Here is a 25,971-nt window from a genome sequence, read left to right on the forward strand (position 1 = left end):
AATATAAAATTTAATTATACAAAAGGTTTTATTTATTGTTTCTGCGCATCCGCTTCACATCATTCATATACTTCTGATATTGCTGATATAACTTAATAGTGCGCTTCTCACCTATTCTACGAGACATCTTAGGGTCATTAAATACTCCCGGATACTGATAGCAAAGTACCTTTTCAAAATTATCAAGCAATGTCAGATCATGAATGATTTCTTCTATGGGACGCGGATATAGAGAATTATCCGGATTAAATAAAAATGCCTCAAGATCAAACCACAAATGTGCCCCTGCATCGTCACAGAAATTCTGCAATATATCAGCAGCCTCTTTTCCTGTTAAATCTCCTTTGGGCATACGTGCAAAGCCAAACGGACATAAAATATCAAGATTCTGCAGTAAAGCGGGATATGCATCTGCCCCATCCAATACTCCCATACTGTTTGTTGCAAGCATAATAGGTTTTTCTGGTGCAAACTTTTTGATATACTTTTTGAATTCACGGAAGAAATCACAAATTTCCTTTTTTCTCACTAACTGCATTTCATAGGTCTGCTCCGAATTATAAAGGTTTCCGGCACATTCTTCTGAAATATAAAAACTATAAAAAGAAGGATGACTTCCATATTTATTCCACAATTCTTTGGCCACTTGTTTGTGCCATTCAAGAGATTCCGCAGAAAAATCGAACCATGCAAACATTCCCACACCCATCATAACCGACATCCCCAGTTTATCAGCCTCACTAAGAATAGCCTCCAACGGATCATGCGCCATAATAGGTACCCTATCCGGATAAAGTTCTGACGGATAAAAAGCCTTACCCGGATAATTGTCAACGTTCATTTTATGTTGTCCCACATATTCTTGATTACGAAATACTTCCTGAATTACAATGACATCCATACCAATATTGTGCATAGACCGCACCATTTCATGCCATTGGGCATCTGTCATCTGTTTTATATCAGCGTTCCAATGTTTTCCTTCTATTTCACTCCAATGGTAGATACCTGCCCAAGCCCCGTCAATAAGACGAGTAGAACGAATATCAGACTCTATTACTTCAAATTTCTTAGTAACTTCATAACTCTGTTTTCCATCTTCTACTCTCAGGATAATACGATTATTTCCCACTTTATCGGTAGTATTCAATACATATTTAATACTATGTGATGCTCCTATGGGCAGTGTTATTGTAGAATAGTGTAGTAAAGACTGCTGTTCCACATTATTCAAGTAAATAGAAATTTTAAAGTCTTGTTGTTCTGTTCCTTGATTCACTATACCTGCACGAATATCCAAATCAACCTTATTGGTAATGGTACCCGGTGGAATTAAAGTTAGCCCTACTCTATTATCTCCACCATAGACTGTAGAAACAACAATCATGATAAAACACAAGGTCAAAAATATTTTTCTCTTCATGGTATTATCTTTATTAATTATTCATACTCAAATCCTCTAATATTTGCCAGCATTGATACATCCCTCTTGGTACATGGAAACAGCCTTTCCACTTACCGCCTTTCAAAGGTAACAATACCTCACCACGACGATTCAAATATCCATACCACTCCGGATATTCCGTATCTTTAAAATGACTCCAAGTATAGTCATGCACTTTCTTAAACCATTCAAGACATTTCTTATCACCAGTTAACTGATAGCCTTTAATCATGGAAATCAATGTTTCAATATGTACCCACCACAATTTTTGATCCCATTCCAACTGCTGAAGCGGATATCCTTTACGGTCCATGAAATAGAACAAACCACCATATTCTTTATCCCATCCATACTCTGCCATAGTTAAAGTGATATTCTTAGCTTTCTCTATCAATTCCGGACGATTTAAACGCCTACCTAAATCCATAATAAACCACATAGCCTCAATATCATGACCGGGAGTAACTTGACGTCCTTCGAATGAATCAGATAATTCACCATTTTCAAGTACATTTTCTACAATAATACCTCCCAATTCCGGACGATAAAATACTTCCATTACTTCATGAATACAAGTATCAATAGTATTCAATAGAATTTTTTCATCTAATAAATGTTCTATTTCCAATGCCAGATTACAAAGAATCATAGGTAAAGCAAAACCCTTTAGATTACGTGTACCAGGATGTAACTTATTCCATTTTCCTTTAGGGTTATTTACTTTAGAAAGAATAATATCAAAAGTTTTTTTGGCAATATCAGCATATTCCTGCTTACCGGTCGCCAGACTAAGCTGCCCGAAAGCCATCGTAGCAAACGTATACGAAAAGATATTATACGGTTCCACCAATGGATTTCCCTGACGATCCAAAGAAAAATACCAATTATAATTGCCGTCATGGCCATACTTCTTCAGAAACTCACCGCCTTGAATAGCACAGTCCAACCACTCCTGTTTCTTCTCCACTTTATTATATAACATAGAGAACAACCAGACTTCGCGCCCTTGCAACCATATGAATTTATCAGTATCAAATACATCACCATTACGGTTCAAACATGTATAATAACCTCCAAGTTCAAGATCCTGAGAATGATTCAACCAAAAAGGCAAAACATTCTCTAACAGCTCATTTTTATAAAGCTTTGCTAATTCTTTAAAATCCATAATTTATCATTTAATTATAAGGTCGATTATTTTTCATCCAATATCTTTCTATCTCTTCCAAAGATTTACCGGTAGTCTCCGGAATTAATTTCCATACAATTAGAATATAAGGTACGCACATGATTGCAAATAGTAAGAAGGTTCCTGCAGGAGTCAGATTTTGAAGCATCCAGGGGGTTAACTGGCCTACAAGATAAGTACCTATCCACAATGCAAATCCAGCGATGGACATTGCCATTCCACGGACACGTGTAGGATACATTTCTGAAAGCAAAACGAAAATGACCGCACAGATAGAAATGGCACAGCAAAAAACATAGAATAAGAAAAAGATTAATAAGAATGTATTTGGCAAATTAAAAGTCGTTGAGAAACGGAAATAAAAACCTATCAATAATAAAGAAATAACCATACCGGAAACTCCATAATATACAAGTTTCTTACGTCCTATTTTATCTATAATAAAGACAGCAATTACCGTAGTTACTGCGTTTACAATTCCAACTAATACCTGACTGAACAAAGCATCTCCACCAGACAAACCTGCTTGTTCAAAAATAGAAGGGCCATAATAAAGAACAGCATTTACTCCCATAAACTGTCCCAAGATGGCAATACTTGCACCTATCAAAACTGCTTTAAAAATCTCTGGTTGTAATAAAAATCTCCAATCGGATTTAGCCTCAGACCGAACAACGGATTTAGTTTCGTACAATTGTTCTCCAGCTTCCGCTTCTGAAAGATATATTTTCCGGAAAATCATTCCGGCTGAAACTTCACGTCCTTTTAAAACCAACCAACGGGGACTTTCCGGAATAAAAAAGATAATTATAAAAAATAGTATAGACGGAATACTTGAAAATCCTAACATACCACGCCAAACTTCACTAACCATAATCTTATTCATCCAATCAGCACTCAAAACCACCCCACTTTGAGAAAAATGCAACAATTGATAATTGGCTAAATAAGCACCTAAAAAACCAATTGTTACAGCCAACTGATACAGAGAAACCAGCCGACCCCGATATTGAGCAATGGAGACCTCGGATATATAAAGAGGAGAAACGACAGATACTATACCTATCCCCACCCCTCCCAATATCCGTGCAAAAACCAGTTGGTCAAAAGTCAGAGTAAATGCACAACCAATACCTGATACAGAAAAGAAAATAGCAGCAACCAACATAGTCACTTTACGTCCCCATTTATCACTCAATTTTCCTGCAAACAAAACTCCGACAATAGACCCTACTAAAGCACAGCCAACAAACCATCCTACCTGAATTTCCTCTAACTGAAATTGAGAGGCAACCTGAGATACAGTACCGGAAATAACAGCGGCATCGTATCCGAAAAGGAAACCACCTAATGCAGCCACAACAGAGAGAAAAATTAAATAAGGGAAATTAATATTTGATTTCATACCTATTATTTTAAAAAGACTATTAATTATATAATTATATACAAGCAATCTCCCATCTATTGTAGAAGAATCTCACTGCCAATAAATTCAATTTTAAATCTATTTTTTGTTTACCTGACAGACTAAAGAAAAGATAAACTGCAGATTTATAGAATTCTAAGCAAAGTGTAGCAAATGTAAAACAGATAATCCACTTCTTGTGCAGAAAACTATTTTGTTTGTTTGTTTTCATATTCATTTGAGGTCTTTCTTAGTATTATTTCGTTTTATTCGCAACAAATATATAATCTTTTTATTAATATCACAAACAATTACTAAATATTTTTATTATATACACCAAATAAATGTATTTTATTTAATTTATATGAATGAAATACGCATATAAATAAAGAAATAGAAGCTTTAATTTTATGAATCAACCTAAAAACTATATATACATTTATTAATTCAATCCAATTAAGCAATAATTAAAAGTATATATACGATATATTAACTAAATAATTTAGTATATTTGTCAAATCTAATAAAAGTAAAGATTAATATGGCACAAGAATTACTCAAAGAAATAGAAATGGGGAGTAAAAATGCTCTCATAAAAAAAAGAATAATCACTCATTATATATATAATGGTAGTTCTACTATCACTGATTTATCTAAAGAACTGGATTTAAGTGTTCCTACGATAACCAAGTTCATCTATGAAATGTGCGAAGACGGTTATATTAATGATTACGGAAAATTAGAAACTACTGGCGGGCGGCACCCAAGTCTTTATGGTTTAAATCCTGAATCCGGTTATTTTATAGGAGTAGATATAAAAAAATTCTCTATCAATATAGGACTTATCAATTTCAAAGGGGATATGATAGAATTAAAAACGAATATTCCCTATAAGTTTGAAAACACATCTGAAGCTCTGGAAGAACTATGCAAACTCATTAGTAACTTTATTAAAAAGACCGGCATCAACACTGAAAAAATAATGAATATTTGCATCAATATTTCAGGGCGGGTCAATCCGGATTCCGGATACAGCTTCAGTATGTTTAATTTCTCTGAACGGCCATTAGCAGAGATACTAACCGAAAAAATAGGGCGTCCGGTTTGCATAGACAACGACACCCGAGCTATGACGTACGGAGAATACATGCAAGGTTGCGTAACAGGAGAGAAGAACATTATTTTCGTAAATATAAGCTGGGGACTGGGTATCGGAATAATTATAGACGGTAAAATATATACTGGAAAATCAGGATTCTCCGGCGAGTTCGGACATATTAATGTATTTGAAAATGAAATACTCTGCCATTGCGGTAAAAAAGGGTGTTTGGAAACGGAAGCATCCGGTTCAGCTCTGCACCGCATTTTATTAGAGCGCATAAACAGCGGAGAAAACTCCATCCTATCCAACCGAATTAATATAAAAGGAGACGCGCTTACATTGGATGAAATAATAGGCGCCGTAAACAAAGAAGATTTACTATGTATTGAGATTGTAGAAGAAATCGGGCAAAAATTAGGTAAACAAATTGCAGGATTAATCAATATATTCAATCCTGAGCTTGTGATTATTGGAGGAACATTATCGTTAACAGATGATTATATAGCCCAACCTATAAAAACAGCCATAAGAAAATACTCTCTGAATTTAGTCAATCAGGATTCAGCTATCATGCTTTCAAAATTAAGAGATAAAGCCGGTATTATAGGCGCTTGCATGCTGGCAAGAAGCCGAATGTTCGAATGCTAAAACAGCTATATATTAATATAACCTTCTACTCTTCCCTAGCGTAGAATAGAAGGTTATCTTTTTTCTTTAGTTTTCCCTTTAGCAATGGCGTAATGATTATTTCAGCAAATGCACAAACTTAGCTGGTAATTCAGCCTTATCGGCACAAACAGACAGATACTTTCCCTCAGCATCTACCAAAAGAGCCGCACACTGTGAAGCAACAAAGGATGCTACGCCGGTTGTTTCTTCAACAAAAACACAACCGGGGAAAAGAGGCGCAAACACTTCTTTGGTTTGTCCTTTCCACTTCTTGAATACAATCTGCATAGGACAAAATGCTGTATATCCTGCAGCATTCAAACGCTGCATCAATTTACGCTCCGATTTTGGTGCTGTATGCAGAGCACACCAACGACTCATATTATTATTAGTCATCATATCGCCTTATTTGCTTTTCTCCAATCCTTAAATAAATCTTTCACAAATAATATCCAACCGACACAACCTACTCCCGCCAGGAATACAAAGCCTATAAGAATCATAATCTTATTAGGTTTGGCGGCACGTAACGGTACCGTAGCCGGTTGTACAACCGTATATACCGGAGTAATCTCCTGCACCTTGGCTCTTGCCATTTGCAATTGTCCGGAAACCTGCGTATAAACGGTATACGCCAACTCCACCTCATTCTTCAAACGCTCCTGTTCGGCACGATAGCTTAACAGAACCACATTCTGATTAGCATCCGCGAAAGTAGCATATTTTTTCTGAGCGTTCTGATAATCAGCTTTTGCTTCGTTATAAAGTTTTTCAGTAAAAGCTAAATCATGACGGGCTTTATTGGTACGGTAATCTGTGATATAATTCTGCAAACAACGCATGACGGTATCAGTCAGCGAAGCGGAAATCAAAGGATCCTGCATGGTAACCTCTAAGGTCGTAACCCCGGTTTTCTTATCAATCGTAACCAGAATACGTTTACTCAAAGCCTCCGCTACCCTTGTTTCGTCCAATGTCAAACGGAACGGATCGATTTTCCCTTCTTTTTTCTCCGGTTTATCCTTAAACAAAGACAATGTCCACCCCAAAGCCTTGAATGGCGCAGATACCACAGTACCCATCCATGATGAACGTTGGTATTTATCCAGATAAGCGTATAAAGTCGTGTCGATTTTTCCTTTTTGATCTTTGACCTTTACATCAAACAGCTCCAACAGAAAAGGAGTCGACTTGACAATATCAGGATACAATTCGGGTGACAAGGCATCCTCTCCGGCAGAAGCACCACCTAAGTTGATTCCGGCCATGGCAGCCAATGCTCCCATGCTTCCGGCATTCATTTTACTGGCGCTTTCGGGAGCTAACGTCACCTCCGTAGAATATTCTTTAGGAATACTGAACCCCACAATCAGCCCTATCACTGCGGCAATACCACATACCTTATAGAGCATTTTGCGTTCAGCCCATACTTTCTGAGCCAATTCTATCAAATCAATTTCCTGTTCCTCCGGTTTCTGCGGAGTTTCTTGTATTTTACCTTCGCTCATTGTCTTTATTACTTAAAGAGATTAACCAAAGTAGCAATCATAGTACCCAAAGTGGCAACAGAAGTACCCATACCTACCATTTCAGCCACACTCATACGCTTGCTCGGGTCTTTGCTCGGAACTATAATCTCACATCCCGGCTCGATTGCCGTTTTACTTCCGGAGCGTATGCGGGATACGGTACCATTCATGTAAACCACAAAAGCGTCACGCTTCTTGGCATTCGTTGCATATCCGCCGGCCTGATTGATATAGAAGCGGCTGTTTTCACCTTCTTTATACAGCACCGTGTTAGGATACATCACGGCACCATTGATTTTTACAGTACTTACATATTCAGGGATAAACAATATATCTCCCTCACGCAGTACCATATCATAATCCGACCCCGGATTCTTCAGAGCTTCATCCAAGTGAATACCTACCGTATATACATATAAAGTAGTTGAATCGGCACCAACCTTTACAGCCATACGGGTAGCATCTTCCTTTCTGCGAAGTTCTTCTTCTGACATTTTACGAATGAGACGGGCACCTCTTACATAAGCATCGGACGTAACCCCGCCGGCTTTAGCGACCAAGTCACTCAAACGTTCGTTCTTCTTGGACAAAGCGTAAGTACCGGTAAACAACGCCTCGCCTATTATCCCCACATTCTTCTGCTTGCGATAAGCGGGACTTTTACGGACATAAACTTCATCAAAAGGTTCCAAATAGAAGTTCTCGCTTCCCTCGCCTATCAGCAGACCGTCTTTCAAATCAAATGTAAAAGTCTGACCGACCACGTTACTGTCATCCGTACTCTTAGGAGACTTGATGCGTCGTGAAACATCTATTTTAGTTGTCGAAGCTGCCTCAAGCAAACCGCCGGATTGCAGCACCAAGTCCTCAATGGTCATCTTATCCGCATAAAGATAAGTACCCGGATCTGCAACCTCACCGTGAATAGTCACCGTAGGATCTTCTCTCAAATCCTGAATACTGGGAATATAAAGTATATCATTCTTCTGCAAAGGAATATCCGCAACCACACCTTTCAACAGCCCTTTCAGGTCTATTGAAATCACCTCACGAGTCAAATCCTCATGCTCACGATTGATTACGGCGCGATTTAAGAAAGCGTCTCCACGTACGCCTTCCGCTTTCTTTATCAATTGCTTCACGGTATTTACCTCTCCGCTCAACTGATACAGACCTTCACGATAAACAGCACCGCGAATCTCCACACGATTTTCGAAACGATTGAGAACCGAATCCACGGTAAGTACATCGCCATCCTCAAGACGGAATACCGAATAATCCATTTCGTCCACATTGAAAATCTGATGTTCACGTCCGCTCTTACGTACAAGACGGATAGCTTTTTTATATGCATCGCCCGTAAATCCACCGGCATATCTCAGCAAAGTGCCGATTGTTTCCGTAGGCTTCATCTCATAATACATGGGGCGTTTTACCTTACCCAATATCTGAACCAATGTCTGGTAGGGATTAACGAGAATCACATCACCGTCCTGCAAACGGATATCATCTTTCAACCGACCTTCCATGATAAAATCATAGATATCCAAATCGGCAACCGTCTTTCCGTCGCGTATCACCTTTATACTGCGAAGACTGCCGATTTTATTCACTCCGCCCGCCCAATACAAAGCATGGAAAACGGACGCGAATGAAGAAAGCGTATAAGTACCCGGCACGGCAACCTCACCCATAACGTTCACCTGAATGGAACGGATTTCACCCAATGTCAATTTTATTTGGGTATTGGGAGTTTCCCCCGTAACACCGGCATATATTTTAGCGAACTCACGCTTCAAATAATCATTGGCTTCCTTTACGGTCTTTCCACTCAGATAAACCGGGCCCAGATTCTCGATTTGCACAGTACCTTCAGGCGCGATTGTTTCACGAATCGTATTCTGGGAAGCTCCCCAAACGTCGATGATAACCTCATCGCCTGCACCCAGACGATAATTGCTCGGAGTCGCTACATTTATATTAGGTTCAAAAGTAAGATACTCGTTATCAAAGATATTATGCCCGAAAATCTGTTGGGTAGGATCGACTTCCATAGCGTCCAGGTTATTATACCCGGTTTGTTCACTGCCATTCAACCCCATTCCATAACCGCTGCCTTGCTGGCTGGCTTTTGTCCGCAAACCCTTAATGCTTTGTTTTTTAGAGTTGAGCTCATCCAAACCGGACTCATCCTGGGAGATATTCTTATTTTTATTTTCGTAAGTTTTCTGCGTACGCAAGCGGGAACTTGCCTCTCCCATGAAGTCAGCATCATCTCCGGCGCTACCGTCCGATTTACCTGAATATTTAGACTGTATTCGCTGGATTTGCTCTTTCGTGACTCCTTTCTTCATCAATTCAACCAACATTTGTTGCTGTGTCTTCCCCTGACTCTGAGCCTCTTGCACATACAGAATGACTTGTTCATCCGTCATTTGTTGGGCAAATACCACACTTGACACTGTAAACATCAACAAACACAATAGTATAAATTTGCGCATAAGTAAGATATTTGATTAATCTTTTAGTTATCTAGTAATGTTTTTTAATTGGGGACAAAGGTAATACTTTATTTTCATAATATACATTTATTTCATTCTGAAGTTTCGGAAAAAGAATTAATTCCTTTCCTCAATACAGCCGGGGTTTCCATATGGCTGTCACTTACCGGAGAAGCCGTTTATCCCATCATCCCAACGAGGTTAAATGTTTTTACTTCATGCGCTACAACCGCAACGTGTTCGGTAACTCCTCATATTAAAGAAAGGCAGCCTTCCGGAAATATTTCTAAAAAATCGAGCAAATCTTTTTGCAAATTCAAATAAAGATGTACCTTTGCACCCCGTAAAGAAATGCTATTGCCGCTATAGCTCAGTTGGTAGAGCAACGCATTCGTAACGCGTAGGTCGCCAGTTCAAGTCTGGCTAGCGGCTCGACGAAAGACCGATATTAATCATATCGGTCTTTTTATTTTTCCCACGAAGCCCTGCTCTATCCCTCACGAATAAAACAATAGAAGCATTCTCTTTATTCCAAAATCTTGCTAACTTTGCCCAACTCAAAAACAATCAAGATAATATGGACAAGAAGAAAAAAAGAATCCTTCTCGGAGCGCTGGCATTCATTCTGCTCATAGGCATTGCAGGCGCAGGAACAGTGTATTACTATCTGTTCGCCCCGCAATTTCATCCGCAAAAGACAACTTATATCTACGTAGACCGTGACGATACGGCAGACTCCATATATAATAAGGTGAAAGCACAAGGAAATCCCAACAGTTTCATCGGCTTCAAATGGATGTCCCAATGGCGCGATTACCCTCTCAACATCCACACCGGACGCTACGCGATACGTCCCGGCGAAAACGTATATCATGTATTCAGCCGCTTCTACAGAGGTTACCAAGAGCCTATGAATCTGACAATAGGAAGCGTACGTACCCTGGATAAACTTGCACGCAGCGTAGGCAAACAACTGATGATTGACTCCGCCGAAATAGCCGCAGTAATGAACGACTCGCTGTTCCGGCAACGACTGGGATACGAAAAAGAAACGATAGCCTGCCTTTTTATTCCCGAAACCTACCAGGTATATTGGAATATGAGCGTAGACGACTTCTTTAAGCGGATGCAGAAAGAATACCAAAAATTCTGGAACCAAGAACGGCGTAACAAAGCCCAAGCCATCGGTATGACCCCGGAAGAAGTATGTACCCTTGCTTCCATCATCGAAGAAGAAACCAATAATAACCCGGAGAAGCCCATGGTTGCAGGCCTGTACATCAACCGCCTGCACACCGGAATGCCGCTTCAAGCCGACCCTACCATAAAGTTTGCCCTGCAAGACTTCGGCCTGCGCCGGATCTCCAATGCGCATCTCGCTATCGATTCGCCCTACAACACTTACCGCAACCCCGGTTTACCGCCCGGTCCCATCCGCATTCCCTCTCCCATAGGTCTGGATGCGGTATTGAACTACACCAGACACAACTATATTTACATGTGCGCCAAAGAAGATTTTTCCGGCACTCACAACTTTGCGTCCAACTATGCCGACCACATGAAAAATGCAAGAAAATACTGGAAAGCATTAAACGAAAGAAAGATTTTCAATTAATATTATAATAAAATAAAAGCAAAAAGCTATATTTGCGATTATTATTTAAACCGTGACTAACACTTAAACAATAAAAAATGAGCAAGCAACTCTTACTTGGCGATGAAGCCATTGCACAAGCTGCATTAGACGCCGGACTTTCCGGTGTATACGCCTATCCGGGCACTCCTTCGACGGAGATTACCGAATATATTCAAACAGCGCCGATTACTGCCGAAAAAGGTATCCACAACCGCTGGTGTTCCAACGAAAAGACCGCTATGGAAGCAGCCTTAGGAATGTCGTTCGCAGGAAAGCGTTCACTGGTCTGCATGAAACATGTAGGCATGAATGTGGCTGCCGACTGTTTTATCAACTCCGCCATTACCGGCGTTAAAGGCGGCACAATCGTCATTGCAGCCGACGACCCCAGCATGCATTCATCACAAAACGAACAAGATAGCCGATTCTACGGCGACTTCGCTTTAATTCCGATGTATGAACCGAGCAACCAGCAAGAAGCCTACGATATGGTTTACAACGGATTTGCCTTTTCCGAGCAAACCGGCGAACCTCTGCTGATGCGCATGGTAACCCGTTTGGCACACTCCCGTTCCGGCGTGGAGCGGAAAGCGCAACAGCCCCAGAACGAAATCTCTTTCAGCGATGACCCTCGCCAGTTCATCCTGCTTCCCGGCAATGCCCGCAAACGCTACAAACAGCTATTGCAGCGCCAGGACGAATTCATCAAAGCATCGGAGAATTCACCATACAATAAGTATATTGACGGCCCTAACAAAAAACTCGGCGTCATAGCTTGCGGTATCGGATACAATTACCTCATGGAGAACTATCCCGAAGGCTGCGAATATCCGGTCTTAAAAATCGGTCAATACCCGCTTCCCAAGAAACAATTGACGCAACTTGTAGAAGCCTGTGATGAAATACTCGTACTGGAAGACGGGCAGCCGTTTGTAGAAAAACAACTGAAAGGCTATCTCGGTATCGGCGTAAAAGTCAAAGGACGCTTGGACGGCACACTGTCACAAGACGGAGAATTGAATCCGGACAGCGTAGCACGCGCCTTAGGCAAAGAAAACAAAGCCGAATTCGCAGTTCCGTCACTCGTGGAAATGCGCCCGCCCGCCTTGTGCGAAGGTTGCGGACACCGTGACATGTATACCGTACTCACCGAAGTTCTGCGTGCAGAATATCCCGACCATAAAGTATTCAGCGACATCGGCTGTTACACATTAGGAGCCAACGCCCCTTTCAACGCCATCAATTCCTGCGTAGACATGGGAGCTTCCATTACAATGGCCAAAGGCGCCTCGGATGCGGGAGTACATCCTGCGGTTGCCGTTATCGGCGACTCCACATTCACCCACTCCGGCATGACAGGATTGCTGGACTGCGTAAATGAGAACGCCAACGTCACCATCGTAATCTCCGACAACGAAACCACTGCCATGACCGGCGGACAAGATTCAGCCGGAACAGGCCGCCTCGAAGCTATCTGCGCAGGTATCGGCGTAGCGCCGGAACACATCCGCGTGGTAGTTCCATTGAAGAAGAACTACGAGGAAATGAGACAAATCATCCGGGAAGAAATCGAGTTCCACGGAGTATCCGTCATTATCCCCCGAAGAGAATGTATTCAAACCTTAGCACGTAAGAAACGAAACAAGTAAAACCATGAAAAAAGACATTATACTTTCCGGCGTAGGTGGACAAGGTATCCTCTCTATCGCCACCGTAATCGGCCAGGCAGCCCTGAAAGACGGGTTATACATGAAACAAGCCGAAGTACACGGAATGAGCCAGCGAGGCGGCGACGTACAGTCCAACCTTCGCATCAGCGACCGCCCCATCGCTTCCGACCTCATCCCTACGGGCAAATGCGACCTTATCATATCCCTGGAACCGATGGAAGCGTTGCGTTATCTCCCCTACCTCAGTTCCGAAGGTTGGCTGGTAACCAACGAGGCTCCTTTCATCAATATTCCCCGCTATCCTGCCGAAGAAGCGCTCAAGGCCGAACTTGACAAGCTTCCTCACAAGATTGTGCTGAACGTAAACGAAGTAGCCAAAGAAACAGGTTCTCCCCGCGTAGCCAACATCGTGTTGCTGGGAGCTACCATTCCGTTCCTCGGCATTGATTACCAGAAAGTACAGGACAGCATTCGCGACATCTTCCAGCGTAAAGGCGAAGCTATTGTAGAATTGAACCTCAAAGCACTGGCTGCCGGTAAGGAAATCGCAGAAAACCTGATGTAAATCCAAATTTCAATAACCATGAACGACAAATACTGGGAAGAAGAGATAGAAACCATGCCGCGTGAGAAGTTGCGTGAACTGCAACTTCAGCGGCTTAAAAAGACAATCGGTATTGCTGCAAATTCTCCCTATTACAAACAAGTATTTCAAGCACACGGTATTACGGCGGACAGTATCCGGTCGGTAGAAGATATCCGGAAAATCCCGTTCACCACCAAAGCGGACATGCGCGCCAACTATCCTTTCGGACTTGTGGCAGGTAATATGCACGAAGACGGCGTACGCATCCACTCTTCCAGCGGAACCACAGGTACCCCTACCGTCATTGTCCATTCCCGGCACGACCTGGACTCTTGGGCGAATCTCGTGGCACGATGCCTGTACACAGTCGGCATCCGTAAAACCGATGTGTTCCAAAACAGCTCCGGATACGGTATGTTTACCGGCGGATTAGGTTTTCAATACGGAGCCGAACGCCTCGGGGCGCTGACCGTACCCGCAGCGGCCGGTAACAGCAAGCGGCAAATCAAATTCATCATGGATTTCAAAACCACCGCCCTGCATGCCATCCCCAGCTATGCCATACGTTTGGCGGAAGTATTTCAGGAAGAAGGCATCGACCCAGCATCGACCACACTGAAGACGCTTGTCATCGGAGCCGAACCGCATACGGACGAACAACGCAAGAAGATTGAACGGATATTAGGCGTCAAAGCTTATAACAGTTTCGGAATGACCGAGATGAACGGTCCCGGCGTCGCCTTTGAGTGTACCGAACAAAACGGCATGCACTTCTGGGAAGACTGCTATCTGGTTGAAATCATCAATCCCGAAACCGGCGAACCCGTTCCCGACGGCGAAATCGGGGAATTGGTACTGACCACCCTCGACCGTGAAATGATGCCGCTGATACGCTACCGCACACGCGATCTTACCCGCATACTTCCCGGCAAATGCCCTTGCGGACGTACACACCTTCGTATCGACCGTATCAAAGGCCGCAGTGACGATATGTTTATCATCAAGGGCGTCAACATCTTCCCCATGCAGGTGGAAAAGGTGTTGGTACAGTTCCCCGAACTGGGCAGCAACTACCTCATTACTTTGGAAACCATCAACAATCAAGATGAAATGATTGTAGAAGTGGAACTCAGCGATTTATCTACAGACAACTATATAGAACTGGAGAAAATACGCAAAGCCATCTCCCGTCAGCTGAAAGATGAAATCCTTGTCACCCCTAAAGTGAAACTCGTCAAGAAAGGCTCCCTGCCTCAAAGCGAAGGAAAAGCCGTCAGAGTAAAAGACTTACGAGACAATAAATAACATTTTGCCAATACTTTCCGCGTTATTATACTACAATATTAACAACGCGGAAGTACCGCGGCAAAAGCAAAAAAGAAAGAGGAACGGTAGTCAACCAAGATTACCGTTCCTCTTTTATAGAAAGCCGCACCGATGATGTGATGAAACTCCGTATGACATGATTTGAGTGCCCGTCCTCTTTGTAATCCACCGACTCAAGAGTTACCCCGAAGGGCGTGGCCCGCCATTAAGAACTGAAGCTTGTCTCGGTATTTCATTAAAATTGATGAGTTTCCCGATCCAATCAATGCGGCTATTTTTTCTACTTCAAAGGTAGTGAGTTTCTATGAAAGAAACAAGAAAAACAAGAAAATTGTTTGCCTGCATCCAATGTTTTCACACTTCCTCACTATCGCTAAAAGCAAAAAGCGCCGATTACGTAGTTGTAATCAGCGCCTTGCAGCTTTTTTATTCTTTACCTCAACTTATGCAGCTTTTGCTTTAGCAACAATAGCCTTGAAAGCTTCCGGGTGATTCATTGCTAAATCAGCCAAAACTTTACGGTTGATTTCAATACCGGCTTTGTGCAGAGCGCCCATCAGTTTAGAATAAGACATACCTTCCAGACGTGCGGCAGCGTTGATACGTTGAATCCACAAAGCGCGGAAGTTTCTTTTCTTATTCTTACGGTCACGGAACGCATAAGTCAAACCTTTTTCCCAAGTATTCTTGGCAACGGTCCAAACGTTCTTTCTTGCACCAAAGTAACCTCTGGTCAATTTCAAAATTTTCTTTCTTCTTGCTTTAGAAGCAACATGATTTACTGATCTTGGCATAGTTTTACTTGTTTTTGAATGTTAGCGCCAATGCTTCACGCAGCGGACTTAAAGCTAATGCATTCGGTTAATAACTTTAATAATACTTCGTACGCTTTTGGTTACTTCATAGCTAAGAGTTCCTTAACCTGGCTTACATCTGTCGGGCTGACAAGTGTAGAGTAACACAGATTTCTCTTTTGCTTCTTGGTTTTCTTAGTCAGAATGTGACTGTGAAAAGCGTGCTTTCTTTTGATTTTACCTGTTCCGGTAAGAGTAAATCTCTTTTTAGAACCGGAGTTAGTCTTCATCTTTGGCATCTTACTTATTTTTAAATTATTTAATTATATGGCAACGCACTATACCTGCGGCGTTGCTCATTTCTTTAGTCTTCGCTTTGTTCTTCAGCCGGAGCGTTCTTCGGAGCCTCTGCGGGTTTCGGTGCGGCAGGCTTCTTGGGAGCGGCGCTCTTCTTCGGAGAAAGCTGAATAGTCATTCTCTTTCCTTCCAGAATCGGCATCTGATCTACTTTCGCATAGTCTTCCAAATCATTGGCGAAACGCAGCAATAAAACTTCGCCTTGTTCCTTGAATAAGATAGAACGGCCTTTAAAGAACACGTATGCCTTTACCTTGTCGCCATCTTCCAGAAATCCTTTGGCGTGTTTCAGTTTGAAGTTATAGTCATGATCATCTGTCTGAGGACCGAAACGTATTTCCTTCACATTGACTTTAACCTGCTTCGCCTTTTGTTCCTTCTGACGCTTCTTTAACTGATAAAGAAATTTAGAGTAATCAATAATACGACAAACAGGGGGTTGTGCATTTGGAGAAATCTCTACGAGATCCGCTTCCATTTCCTCGGCTATCTTCAAAGCCTGCGCTATCGGATATACTTTTGGTTCCACTTCGTCGCCCACAATGCGGACTTCTTTGGCACGGATTTGCTCATTAATCCGATGTTGCCCTTTTAAGCTGTCATTCTTCATTAAATAACGTTTACTTCCAGTTTGTTTCTTGTTTATTACTACCAAATTATTTTTTGTTAAGTAAAAGCTGTCTTTAGAACATCGTATGTATGCTATGCTTTTACAATTGGGCGCAAAGTTACCATTTATTTATCATATTTTGAACTTCTTCGTTCACTTTTTTAGCAAAATCTTCAAATTTCATGGTTCCTTGGTCGCCTTCGCCTTGTTTGCGGACGGAAACCTCTCTGTTTTCAGCCTCTTTCTCGCCTACAATCAGCATGTACGGAATACGTTTCATTTCGTTATCGCGAATCTTACGTCCGATTTTTTCGTTACGTTCATCCACGATGGCGCGAACATCGTATCTCTTCAGATAGTCTTTCACTTTCTGGGCGTAATCATTGAATTTCTCGCTGATAGGCAGGATGGCTACCTGGTCGGGTGTCAGCCACAACGGGAATTTACCGGCGGTATGCTCGATGAGTACGGCCACGAAGCGTTCCATAGAACCGAACGGAGCACGGTGAATCATTACCGGACGGTGCTTCTGGTTGTCAGCTCCCGTATATTCCAGCTGGAAGCGTTCGGGCAGGTTGTAATCCACCTGGATAGTACCCAACTGCCAACGGCGGCCGATAGCATCTTTCACCATAAAGTCCAGTTTGGGACCGTAGAAAGCGGCTTCACCGTATTCCACCTTGGCCTTCAATCCCTTTTCTTCGCAAGCCTCGATAATAGCCTGTTCCGCCTTTTCCCAGTTTTCATCGCTACCGATATACTTTTCGCGGTTCACCTTGTCGCGCAGAGAAATCTGCGCTTCAAAGTTCTCGAAGTGCATAGACTGGAATACGATTGAGATAATGTCCATTACACGCAGGAATTCGTCCTTCACCTGGTCGGGACGGCAGAAGATGTGCGCATCGTCTTGCGTAAAGCTGCGTACACGGGTCAGCCCGTGAAGCTCGCCGCTCTGCTCGTAACGGCAAACCGTACCGAACTCAGCCAGACGCAAAGGCAGGTCCTTATAAGAACGGGGCGAGTTCTTGTAAATCATACAGTGATGAGGACAGTTCATCGGTTTGAGGAAGTACTCCTCACCCTCTTCCGGCGTATGGATAGGCTGGAACGAATCCTTACCGTATTTGGCATAGTGTCCGGAAGTGATATAGAGCAATTTGTTGCCGATAGGCGGACACATTACTTCCTGATAGTCGTAACGGGCCTGAATGCGGCGCAAGAACTCCTGCAAACGGATACGCAGTGCGGCACCCTTCGGCAGCCACATCGGCAGACCCTTACCTACCGTATCGGAGAACATGAACAAGTCCATTTCCTTGCCGATTTTACGGTGGTCGCGTTTCTTGGCCTCTTCCAGCAATACGAGATATTCATCCAGCATTTTCTTTTTCGGGAAAGTGATGCCGTAGATACGGGTCATCATTTTGCGGTCTTCCTGTCCGCGCCAGTATGCGCCGGCAACGGAAGTCAGTTTAATGGCTTTGATAGGTGCGGTAGTCATCAGGTGAGGACCACGGCACAGGTCGGTAAACGCGCCTTGCGTATAGGTGGTGATGTGACCGTCTTCCAGCTCCGAAATCAGCTCGCATTTATAAGTCTCGCCACGGTCGCCGAACATCTTCAAAGCGTCTGTCTTTGAGATGCTCTCTCTGACAACCGCCTCTTTTCTGGCAACCAGCTCGGCCATTTTCTTTTCGATGGCGGGCAGGTCGGCTTCCTTGATGGCAGCTTCTCCCGGATCTACGTCATAATAGAAACCATTCTCGATGGCCGGACCAATACCGAACTGAATGCCCGGATACAGTTCTTGCAGGGCTTCCGCCAGCAAGTGGGCGCTGGTATGCCAGAAGGCATGCTTACCCTGCTCGTCTTCCCATTTGTAGAGAACCACTTCGGCGTCTTCATTGATAGGACGCCCCAAATCATAAATTTCTCCGTTCACGCCGCAAGCCAGCACATCCTGTGCCAAGCGCGAACTAATGCTTTCTGCTATTTGCAGTCCTGTTACTCCCTCGTTGTATTCGCGAACGGAGCCGTCTGGAAATGTTATCTTTATCATAATGTTATGTATAGTTCAAATTTTAGAACGCAAAAATAGCTAATTCTTTATTGATATTCTATTTTTTAGCAAAAAAATGTTATTGCTGCGTATTCGTAAATCGCTTGATAATGTTGTAAGCGGAAACGATACCCCGCTCTCCGGCCTTACTCAAGTCCGAAATGCCCTGCCTGTTGTTACCCAGGAAGATATGCGTCAGCCCGCGATTGAAATACGCTTCGGCGAAGTCGGGATTCAGTTCGATTGCCTTATCGTAATCAGCCAGCGCCGCACGATAGTCTTTCAGCATGGACGATACATTGCCGCGGTTATAATAGCCGTAAACGAAGTCCGGAGCCAACCGGATGACGTGATCCAAATCATTCTTCACGATATCGTAATCCATCGCTGTCACTTCCGCCTTCTTCACCTCTTGCGCGCCGGAAACAGCTCCCTCGCTCATGCCGGCTTCCGCTTTCTTGTACTCCAACTGCTTGTAGCGTACCAAAGCACGCATAAAGTACGCCGGGAAGAAAGTATCATCCAGCAGGATACTCTGCGTGAAGTCGTCTATGGAGCTCGCAAAGTCCTGCACCAGATAGAAATCCAGTCCGCGCATAAAACGTTTTCCGGCATTCTTGCCGTCCGCCACGATATCCGATGTATGGGCGTCTATCAACGCGAAGTGGAAACGCACCTGCTCTTCCGTCAGCGGAGATTCCATATTGGTGATACGCAATGGCTTGGGGAGCATCTTCGAGTGATTGAGCTCGTCGATGTATTTATGATAATGCACCATACGTTTCACATCACTCAGCTTTTCATAATAAGTCAGCGCATACATAGGCTCGAGCTTGATAGTCACGTTACGGTCTTGCACACGTCCGCGATAATCGCTCTTGTAACGCTGGTCGGCTTCCGAATCATCCGCAATCACAATCTTACGGTAGTTCTCCATGTTCTTGTCGGACTTCTTACGGGTTTTGCCGTTATCTTGTCCGGAATTGCCGTCCGTATTATCCGCCACATCCTTGTCATTGCCGCCGGTCGTGACACCGTTGCGCTTGTCGAGTTGCATCTTCATGACTTTGAACTCGTCCTGCTCGGCTCCCTTACGGTCACCAATCTTCTTGCGGGCTTCGGCACGGTGATAGTAACCCGCCATAAAGTTGGGGTATTCGTCTATCACTTTGGAGTAATCGCTGATAGCGCCGCGATAATCGCCCGTCTGCGCACGCAACAAGCCACGGTTGAAAGCGGCCATCATATTGTCCGGTTCCATCTTCAGCACAAAATCGAAGTCCTCTATCGCACGGTTGTCGTCGCCTACCTGCGCACGCAGCAAACCACGGTTATAGTGTCCGAGGAAGTTGTTGGGGTCAATGTCCAGCGCCAGGTCATAGTCGCTCATCGCGCCTCTCAGATTGTTCTGGTGGAAACGCGCCAAGGCACGGTTAATGTAGTTGCCCGAATTGCGCGCGCTCAAATGTATCGCCTGATCCAAATCGTTTTCGGCTTCCTTGTACTTGGATTGCTGAAGCCGGACAATGGCACGCGCGGCCCAACCGTCAGGGTCGTAACGGTCCATGTCGATAGCCGTATCAAAATCTTTCAGGGCCTGTATCGTATCGTTCTGCTTGAGGTTGACTTCACCGCGCATCAGGTACGCACGCGTATAGCGGGGCGCTATGGTCAGCAGCTTGCCCAAGTCCTCTTTGGCGGAATTGAAATCCTCTTTCTGCATGTGGCAAAGGGAAAGGTTATGCCAAAGCACCACATTCTCCGGGTCGTACTTCAAAGCCGTCCTGTAATCCTCTATCGCACCGTCGAACTTATCCTGGCGGATACGCGCCAACCCCCTTATCTGATAAGCGCCTACGACAAAAGGATTGCGCTGGATGGCCAAATCGCAATCCGCTTCCGCCCCCTGGAAGTCGTCCAGATTGATTTTGGCCAGCGCACGGAAGAAATAAGGCTCGTATAAATAAGGCTTCGCATTGATTACCTGATTGAAATATTGGATAGAAAGCACGTAGTCCTCGAAATACAACGCGTTCCGGGCAATGGTCATCACCCGTTCCGTATTGATTTGCGCATATAACAACGTGGGCAATAACAGAATTGCCAGCAATATCTTTTTTATCATCTTGTCTTATAAATGCTTGTAAACAAAACAAAAGTAACGTTTATTCATTTACATATCAGGATATGCGGAAGACTTTTTATATTTTTTGAGCCTTTTATACCTTATTATATGGTTTGCTTACTTAATGGTTTTCACTTTATAAGAGCAGCGCGCCTTACCTTTCAGCATGGCATTCAGCTTTCCCTTTATCATCTGCTTGCGCAAGGGGGAGATATGGTCGATGAACATCTTTCCGTCCAGATGGTCGAACTCGTGCTGCATCACACGCGCCAGATAACCTTCTACCACCTCGTCATGCTCCACCAAATCCTCATCCAGATATTTCACACGTATTTTGTTACCTCTTTTCACCGACTCATGGATACCGGGCAGGCTCAGGCAACCTTCTTCCATAGACACCTCTTCGCCCGATACTTCCAGAATATGCGCGTTGATATACGCTTTGCGGAACCCTTTATATTCGGGATAATCTTCCGACAGCACATCCAGGTCTACCACCACCACACGAATCGGCAAACCGATTTGCGGAGCCGCCAGTCCCACGCCGTCGGCATGGTCCATTGTTTCAAACATATTCTGAATCAGTTCTTTCAAGTTCGGATAATCAGGAGTAATATCCTCTGCCACTTTTCTCAATACGGGTTGTCCGTATACATAAACAGGTAAAATCATTTCTTTAATTATGAATTATCAATTATGAATTATTGTCTATACACTTATAAAGAAGAGAAACGTCTGTTCTCCAAATAAGTTTGCAGGATAATAGTCGCGCTGATTTCGTCCACCAACGCCTTGTTCTGCCTGTCTTTCTTTTTCAGTCCGGCTTCCAGCATGGTACGGTGCGCCAGAACCGAGGTGAAACGCTCGTCCACATACTCTACCGGCATATCGGGCAACCTTTTTTGCAGGGAACGCACGAACGGTTCTATCCGTTTCATATTCTCGGATGCCTCGTTGTTCATCTGCTTAGGCAATCCGATGAGAATTCGCTCCACCGGCTCTTTGGCCACATAATCCATGATAAAGGCGAGCAGTTCGTGGGTAGGCACGGTGGTAAGCCCGTTGGCAATCATTTGCAACGTGTCGCTGACGGCTATGCCCGTACGTTTTTTACCGTAATCAATAGCTATTATTCTACTCATAATGGGCTACAAAATTACGATTTATATTTGAACTCTTTTTCATACGTATCAAAAAAGATTTTGCCTATGGTGAAAATCTCATTTGATGTACATCAAACAAGTTTCGCGCCATAGGCAAAATCAGATATGCCGGTATAGGAATGAAATCAATATACCAGCTTCACATTATCCACATAAAACGAGTTGCCCGGAGAACCTATGTATGCCCCGCCGTGGCTGGATGTAAACTGCAACTGGATATGGGTGGGGATATCGTCTTCCGTACCCCATGCCACTTCTTTGATAGGCACGCTCTCGCCCTTGCTGTTCACGGCATAGCGTTCCTGCACCTGCAGGCGCATCATGTGCGCTTTGTATTCGGGATTGCCCGTGATGTCGCCGTACATAATGGAGTAAGTGGCATTATTGCGCCAGTCGTCCGTCGTAGTGTAATAACGCACCACCGCCGTACCCACACGTTTGGCGTAGATATTTCCGTCCTTGTCTTCCCAGCGTTTCTGCAAAAAGAGATTCATTTCGGGGAAGTCCTTTCCTTCCACATCGGTTATCTTGCTGAAACCGGTGGCATGGACACGCTTTTCACGGTCGGACATCTTCACCTTATAGTCAAACTGAACGGCAATCGGCTTCTTGGTGAACGGAATACCGGAGTTCAGTATCTTTTGCGGGTTCTTCGTTCCCTTGATAGGCTCGTGCACGTCGCCGAGGAAAATGGAACCGGCCGCCAATACCGTAATATCCACGATGCCCAGCACCTTTACACTTTCCATGCGGGTATCCAAACGGGCGCAAAAGCCGTCGCCGCGCTTCTCCGGAAACACCGAAGTATTGGTTTTGGTAATACCGGCCACACGCGCCATTACGTTGGAAGTAGCCCAGGGCGAACCACCCATGTTCTTATACGGCTTATTCTCGCGGATAGTTGCCGTGGGGCCGATAGCGTACACATTCTTGGTGGCGCCACCGATAATTCCCGACTCTTTAATTTGACGGTCAATCCATTGATCCATATTTCCGAAAGGAATCATCTCAACCTTATGCTGCGCCGATACCGCTACACTGAAGAGCATTACGGACAGCAAACTCAACAAACGAAATCTTTTACGAATCATTTCTTTATTCTCCTACAAATCAATTAAAGTTCATAATTCCACTGTTTCAGCGCAAAGTCCCAGTTGTCCTGAACCAGTTGCACCGTACGGTCGTCATATTTATATTTATTCTTCTTATAACCTTTCTTACCGCCTACATACTGTTCGATGGCAGCACGGGCATCCGCAAAACCGGGGATGGACAACGCGTCGTAGATGTGTTCCGTCATTCCCATCGCATCGGCTTCAAAATCTTCGAACTTCACTTCAATCAGATTACCCGCCGGGATACTTGCCTTGTCCGCTTCGTACTTATGGTAAAGCTTGGCGTAGACAGACAAGATATTCCGCTCCAACTCCGCCGGAGTAATATCCTGGAGCTTCAACGGCTGGATGGTATTCGTGAAGAAACTGCGCGTACTTTCAAATACCGTGTAAGGATTACGCATCAGGTAGATGAACTTGGCGTTGGGGAACATCTTCACCAATTCCTTCACACGTCCGGTATGCGGCGGGTTCTTGCTGAGGAACTGCGTGCCATGCGTATTCCACAAGGAAATCTTGATGAGCTTGGTAAACGTCTCCTCAAATACTTTCAACTCCGCCTCGCTTATATCGTCGAACAACAGATACTTGTCGGCATACTCCTGCTGGTGTTTGGGCAGGAACCAGAAGTTATAATAAGTATAAGGCATCATGTTTGCCAATGCGAACTCCTCTTCCTGCGGCAGGTCCACAGCCAACTCCATATTGTCCGTAGGACGCTTGTCGGGCATCAGCCAGCTCATATTCTTCTTGAAGAAAGGCTGCCCCCACATCATCAGATGCGGAAATACGGTCTGATAAGTTGTGTTATAGCCGAAATGCTTGTCACAAGAGAACACATTATGCACGAAAGTTGTTCCGCTGCGCCAGTGACCGAGGATAAATACAGGGTCGTGTTCCAGCGGCTTGTCCGCCAACAGCTTCTCGTAGCGTTTGTCCTGCAAAGGAGCCAATGTGGAAAGCAGGCGGCAAACAGCTTTCGTCAGCCGGTATTTGCCCTTGTATGCGGCATCTATCTCACGCCCTTTCGTAATGGCATTGAAAGTTTTCCAGTCTGCACCGACAAGCGTATTGATCGGCAGTTTGTTGAATTCTAATAAACCCATTCTTGTTTAATTGAGAATTGAGAATTGAAAATCGGGAAATAGCCTTTCGGACTAATGCGACAATTCCTATCCAACTCTTATTTGTTAATGTTTAATTTTCATTTCTTAATCATCACTGCTACTCCCTGACGCTCCAGTTCCTTGGCGGCTTTCTCTATGGCCTCGTAATGCTCGGGAGCGATTCCCAGTTTCGGCAAGTCAAGAACGGGAAGCTCTTCGGAAATATGCATGTCCTTATCTTCCACACGGTCGATAATCATACCTACGGCGCTGGTATTATTGGTTATCGGGTCTATCAGGATGAAAGAGCCGGTGGCTTTGTTGGCTTGGTAAGGGTCGAAGAACAGCTCTTTGGCGGTGGTCAACACTACGCGGGCAATTTGGTTCAACTGCATCGGCAGGGTCTCTTCCGTCAACCGGCCGTTCTCGAGGGAGAGTTTCTCCATGGTATTGACATCTACTTTATACCTGATGTTGTCAATACGCGTACGGCTCAAATTGGTGGTTTGCTTGATGAAGAAAGATTTGTTCACATCCATCGGCTCCTCGTCCATCCATACCACCATGGCTTCGAAGTTACGCTCCATCATCGGAAGATTGTCGGGGTGCACCAGCATTTCTCCGCGCGAAACGTCGATTTCGTCTTCCAGCGTCAGCGTAACGGACTGCGGCGGGAAAGCGTAATCCAGTTCTCCTTCGTACGTAACGATGCTCTTGACATGCGATTTCTTTCCGGACGGTAAAGCCATCACCTCGTCTCCCTTGCGGATGATACCCGAAGCCACCTTGCCGCAGAAGCCGCGGAAGTCGAGGTTGGGGCGCAGCACATACTGCACGGGGAAACGGAAATCCTTCAGGTTATGGTCGTTATCGATGTGTACGGTTTCAAGGAAGTCGAGCAAAGACGTACCGTTATACCAGGGGGTACGCTCCGATTTCTCCACCACATTGTCACCGTCAAGCGCAGAAAGTGGAATGCAGGTCACATCGGGAATACCCAGCGGAGCGATAAACTTCTTGTATTCGCCTACAATCTCATTGAAGCGTTCTTCGGAGAAGTCCACCAAGTCCATTTTATTAACGGCAAGCACCACATGCTTGATACCCAGCAGAGACACAAGGAAAGTGTGGCGACGTGTCTGCGTAATGACACCCGTGCGGGCGTCTACCAGAATAATCGCCAGGTTGGCGGTAGAGCCTCCGGTAATCATGTTGCGCGTATACTGTTCGTGTCCCGGAGTGTCGGCAATGATGAATTTACGATTATTGGTGGAGAAATAGCGGTAAGCCACGTCGATAGTGATACCCTGCTCCCGCTCCGCCTTCAAGCCGTCCAGCAACAAGGCGTAGTCGATGTGGTCACCGGCATTACCCATACGCTTGCTGTCACGCTCCAACGCATCCAACTGGTCTTCGTACAATTTCTTACTATCGAACAACAGACGGCCGATAAGTGTGGACTTTCCGTCATCCACCGAACCGGCAGTAAGGAATCTCAATAAGTCTTTCTGTTCGTCCTTATCAAGAAAAGCCTTTATATCAAGTCTTGAATCATTCATTTCTTAATTCTCAATTTTTAATTCTT

General features: G+C 44.2%; 21 protein-coding genes and 1 tRNA gene. 6 read left to right on the forward strand and 16 right to left on the reverse strand.

Annotated features, from left to right (window positions below; genetic code table 11):
• Positions 1-28: 28 nt before the first annotated feature.
• The 3 genes from I2F54_RS06160 to I2F54_RS06170 are packed head-to-tail and all read right to left on the reverse strand — an operon-like array spanning position 29 to position 4,038.
• Positions 29-1,423, reverse strand: a complete 1,395-nt coding sequence (locus tag I2F54_RS06160) for a DUF4434 domain-containing protein (RefSeq protein WP_195500757.1) — start codon at positions 1,421-1,423, stop codon at positions 29-31.
• Between the two features lie 13 nt (positions 1,424-1,436).
• Entirely contained in the window at positions 1,437-2,612 is a 1,176-nt protein-coding gene (locus I2F54_RS06165) for a n-acyl-d-glucosamine 2-epimerase (protein ID WP_195500758.1), read from the reverse strand.
• A gap of 10 nt (positions 2,613-2,622) precedes the next feature.
• Complete coding sequence (locus I2F54_RS06170) at positions 2,623-4,038, reverse strand: sugar porter family MFS transporter (RefSeq protein ID WP_195500759.1); 1,416 nt, start codon at positions 4,036-4,038, stop codon at positions 2,623-2,625.
• Between the two features lie 541 nt (positions 4,039-4,579).
• On the opposite strand from I2F54_RS06170, the gene I2F54_RS06175 reads away from it, so the two are divergent.
• A complete protein-coding gene (locus tag I2F54_RS06175) occupies positions 4,580-5,788 on the forward strand; it encodes an ROK family transcriptional regulator (protein WP_195500760.1) in 1,209 nt (402 codons plus the stop codon).
• Between the two features lie 96 nt (positions 5,789-5,884).
• Here the strand turns inward: I2F54_RS06175 and I2F54_RS06180 are convergent, their stop codons facing one another.
• Genes I2F54_RS06180 through I2F54_RS06190 form a run of 3 tightly spaced genes read right to left on the reverse strand, consistent with a single transcriptional unit; the run spans position 5,885 to position 9,839 of the window.
• Positions 5,885-6,208, reverse strand: a complete 324-nt coding sequence (locus I2F54_RS06180; protein WP_195500761.1) for a UpxY family transcription antiterminator — start codon at positions 6,206-6,208, stop codon at positions 5,885-5,887.
• Positions 6,205-7,317, reverse strand: coding sequence for a Wzz/FepE/Etk N-terminal domain-containing protein (locus I2F54_RS06185; protein ID WP_009120651.1), 1,113 nt, complete (start codon positions 7,315-7,317; stop codon positions 6,205-6,207). Before I2F54_RS06185 ends, I2F54_RS06180 begins: the two co-directional genes overlap by 4 nt.
• A gap of 8 nt (positions 7,318-7,325) precedes the next feature.
• Positions 7,326-9,839: an SLBB domain-containing protein gene (locus I2F54_RS06190; protein WP_022217723.1), complete on the reverse strand. Its 2,514-nt coding sequence runs from the start codon at positions 9,837-9,839 to the stop codon at positions 7,326-7,328.
• A gap of 359 nt (positions 9,840-10,198) precedes the next feature.
• On the opposite strand from I2F54_RS06190, the gene I2F54_RS06195 reads away from it, so the two are divergent.
• The 5 genes from I2F54_RS06195 (at position 10,199) to I2F54_RS06215 (ending at position 15,036) form a co-directional block, all read left to right on the forward strand.
• Positions 10,199-10,271 (forward strand) — tRNA-Thr (locus I2F54_RS06195).
• A gap of 145 nt (positions 10,272-10,416) precedes the next feature.
• A complete protein-coding gene (gene mltG, locus I2F54_RS06200; protein ID WP_195500762.1) occupies positions 10,417-11,454 on the forward strand; it encodes an endolytic transglycosylase MltG in 1,038 nt (345 codons plus the stop codon).
• 77 nt (positions 11,455-11,531) lie between these two features.
• Entirely contained in the window at positions 11,532-13,124 is a 1,593-nt protein-coding gene (locus tag I2F54_RS06205; protein ID WP_118046012.1) for a thiamine pyrophosphate-dependent enzyme, read from the forward strand.
• A 4-nt stretch (positions 13,125-13,128) separates the two neighbouring features.
• Positions 13,129-13,710, forward strand: coding sequence for an indolepyruvate oxidoreductase subunit beta (locus tag I2F54_RS06210; protein ID WP_195500763.1), 582 nt, complete (start codon positions 13,129-13,131; stop codon positions 13,708-13,710).
• Between the two features lie 18 nt (positions 13,711-13,728).
• The gene (locus tag I2F54_RS06215; RefSeq protein ID WP_195500764.1) at positions 13,729-15,036 is read left to right on the forward strand and encodes a phenylacetate--CoA ligase; all 1,308 of its coding nucleotides are present in this window, start codon (positions 13,729-13,731) and stop codon (positions 15,034-15,036) included.
• A 464-nt stretch (positions 15,037-15,500) separates the two neighbouring features.
• Here I2F54_RS06215 and rplT read toward each other — a convergent pair whose 3' ends face one another.
• The 10 genes from rplT to cysN form a co-directional block, all read right to left on the reverse strand.
• On the reverse strand, positions 15,501-15,851 hold the full coding sequence (gene rplT, locus I2F54_RS06220; RefSeq protein ID WP_004289896.1) for a 50S ribosomal protein L20: 351 nt from the start codon (positions 15,849-15,851) through the stop codon (positions 15,501-15,503).
• 101 nt (positions 15,852-15,952) lie between these two features.
• Positions 15,953-16,150: a 50S ribosomal protein L35 gene (rpmI, locus tag I2F54_RS06225; RefSeq protein WP_009120644.1), complete on the reverse strand. Its 198-nt coding sequence runs from the start codon at positions 16,148-16,150 to the stop codon at positions 15,953-15,955.
• Positions 16,151-16,215: 65 nt separating this feature from the next.
• A complete protein-coding gene (gene infC / locus I2F54_RS06230) occupies positions 16,216-16,818 on the reverse strand; it encodes a translation initiation factor IF-3 (protein ID WP_009120643.1) in 603 nt (200 codons plus the stop codon).
• A gap of 118 nt (positions 16,819-16,936) precedes the next feature.
• Entirely contained in the window at positions 16,937-18,877 is a 1,941-nt protein-coding gene (gene thrS, locus I2F54_RS06235; RefSeq protein WP_195500765.1) for a threonine--tRNA ligase, read from the reverse strand.
• A gap of 79 nt (positions 18,878-18,956) precedes the next feature.
• Entirely contained in the window at positions 18,957-21,002 is a 2,046-nt protein-coding gene (locus I2F54_RS06240; RefSeq protein ID WP_009120641.1) for a tetratricopeptide repeat protein, read from the reverse strand.
• 117 nt (positions 21,003-21,119) lie between these two features.
• A complete protein-coding gene (gene def, locus I2F54_RS06245) occupies positions 21,120-21,674 on the reverse strand; it encodes a peptide deformylase (RefSeq protein ID WP_009120640.1) in 555 nt (184 codons plus the stop codon).
• A 44-nt stretch (positions 21,675-21,718) separates the two neighbouring features.
• Complete coding sequence (gene ruvX, locus I2F54_RS06250; RefSeq protein ID WP_195500766.1) at positions 21,719-22,144, reverse strand: Holliday junction resolvase RuvX; 426 nt, start codon at positions 22,142-22,144, stop codon at positions 21,719-21,721.
• Between the two features lie 146 nt (positions 22,145-22,290).
• Positions 22,291-23,256, reverse strand: coding sequence for a PCMD domain-containing protein (locus tag I2F54_RS06255; RefSeq protein WP_087425774.1), 966 nt, complete (start codon positions 23,254-23,256; stop codon positions 22,291-22,293).
• A 23-nt stretch (positions 23,257-23,279) separates the two neighbouring features.
• Complete coding sequence (locus I2F54_RS06260) at positions 23,280-24,386, reverse strand: sulfotransferase family protein (protein ID WP_009120638.1); 1,107 nt, start codon at positions 24,384-24,386, stop codon at positions 23,280-23,282.
• A 98-nt stretch (positions 24,387-24,484) separates the two neighbouring features.
• Entirely contained in the window at positions 24,485-25,945 is a 1,461-nt protein-coding gene (cysN, locus tag I2F54_RS06265; RefSeq protein WP_195500767.1) for a sulfate adenylyltransferase subunit CysN, read from the reverse strand.
• Positions 25,946-25,971 lie beyond the last annotated feature (26 nt).

Origin of the sequence: Bacteroides clarus, from assembly GCF_015555825.1 — a bacterium.
Lineage (GTDB): Bacteria > Bacteroidota > Bacteroidia > Bacteroidales > Bacteroidaceae > Bacteroides > Bacteroides clarus.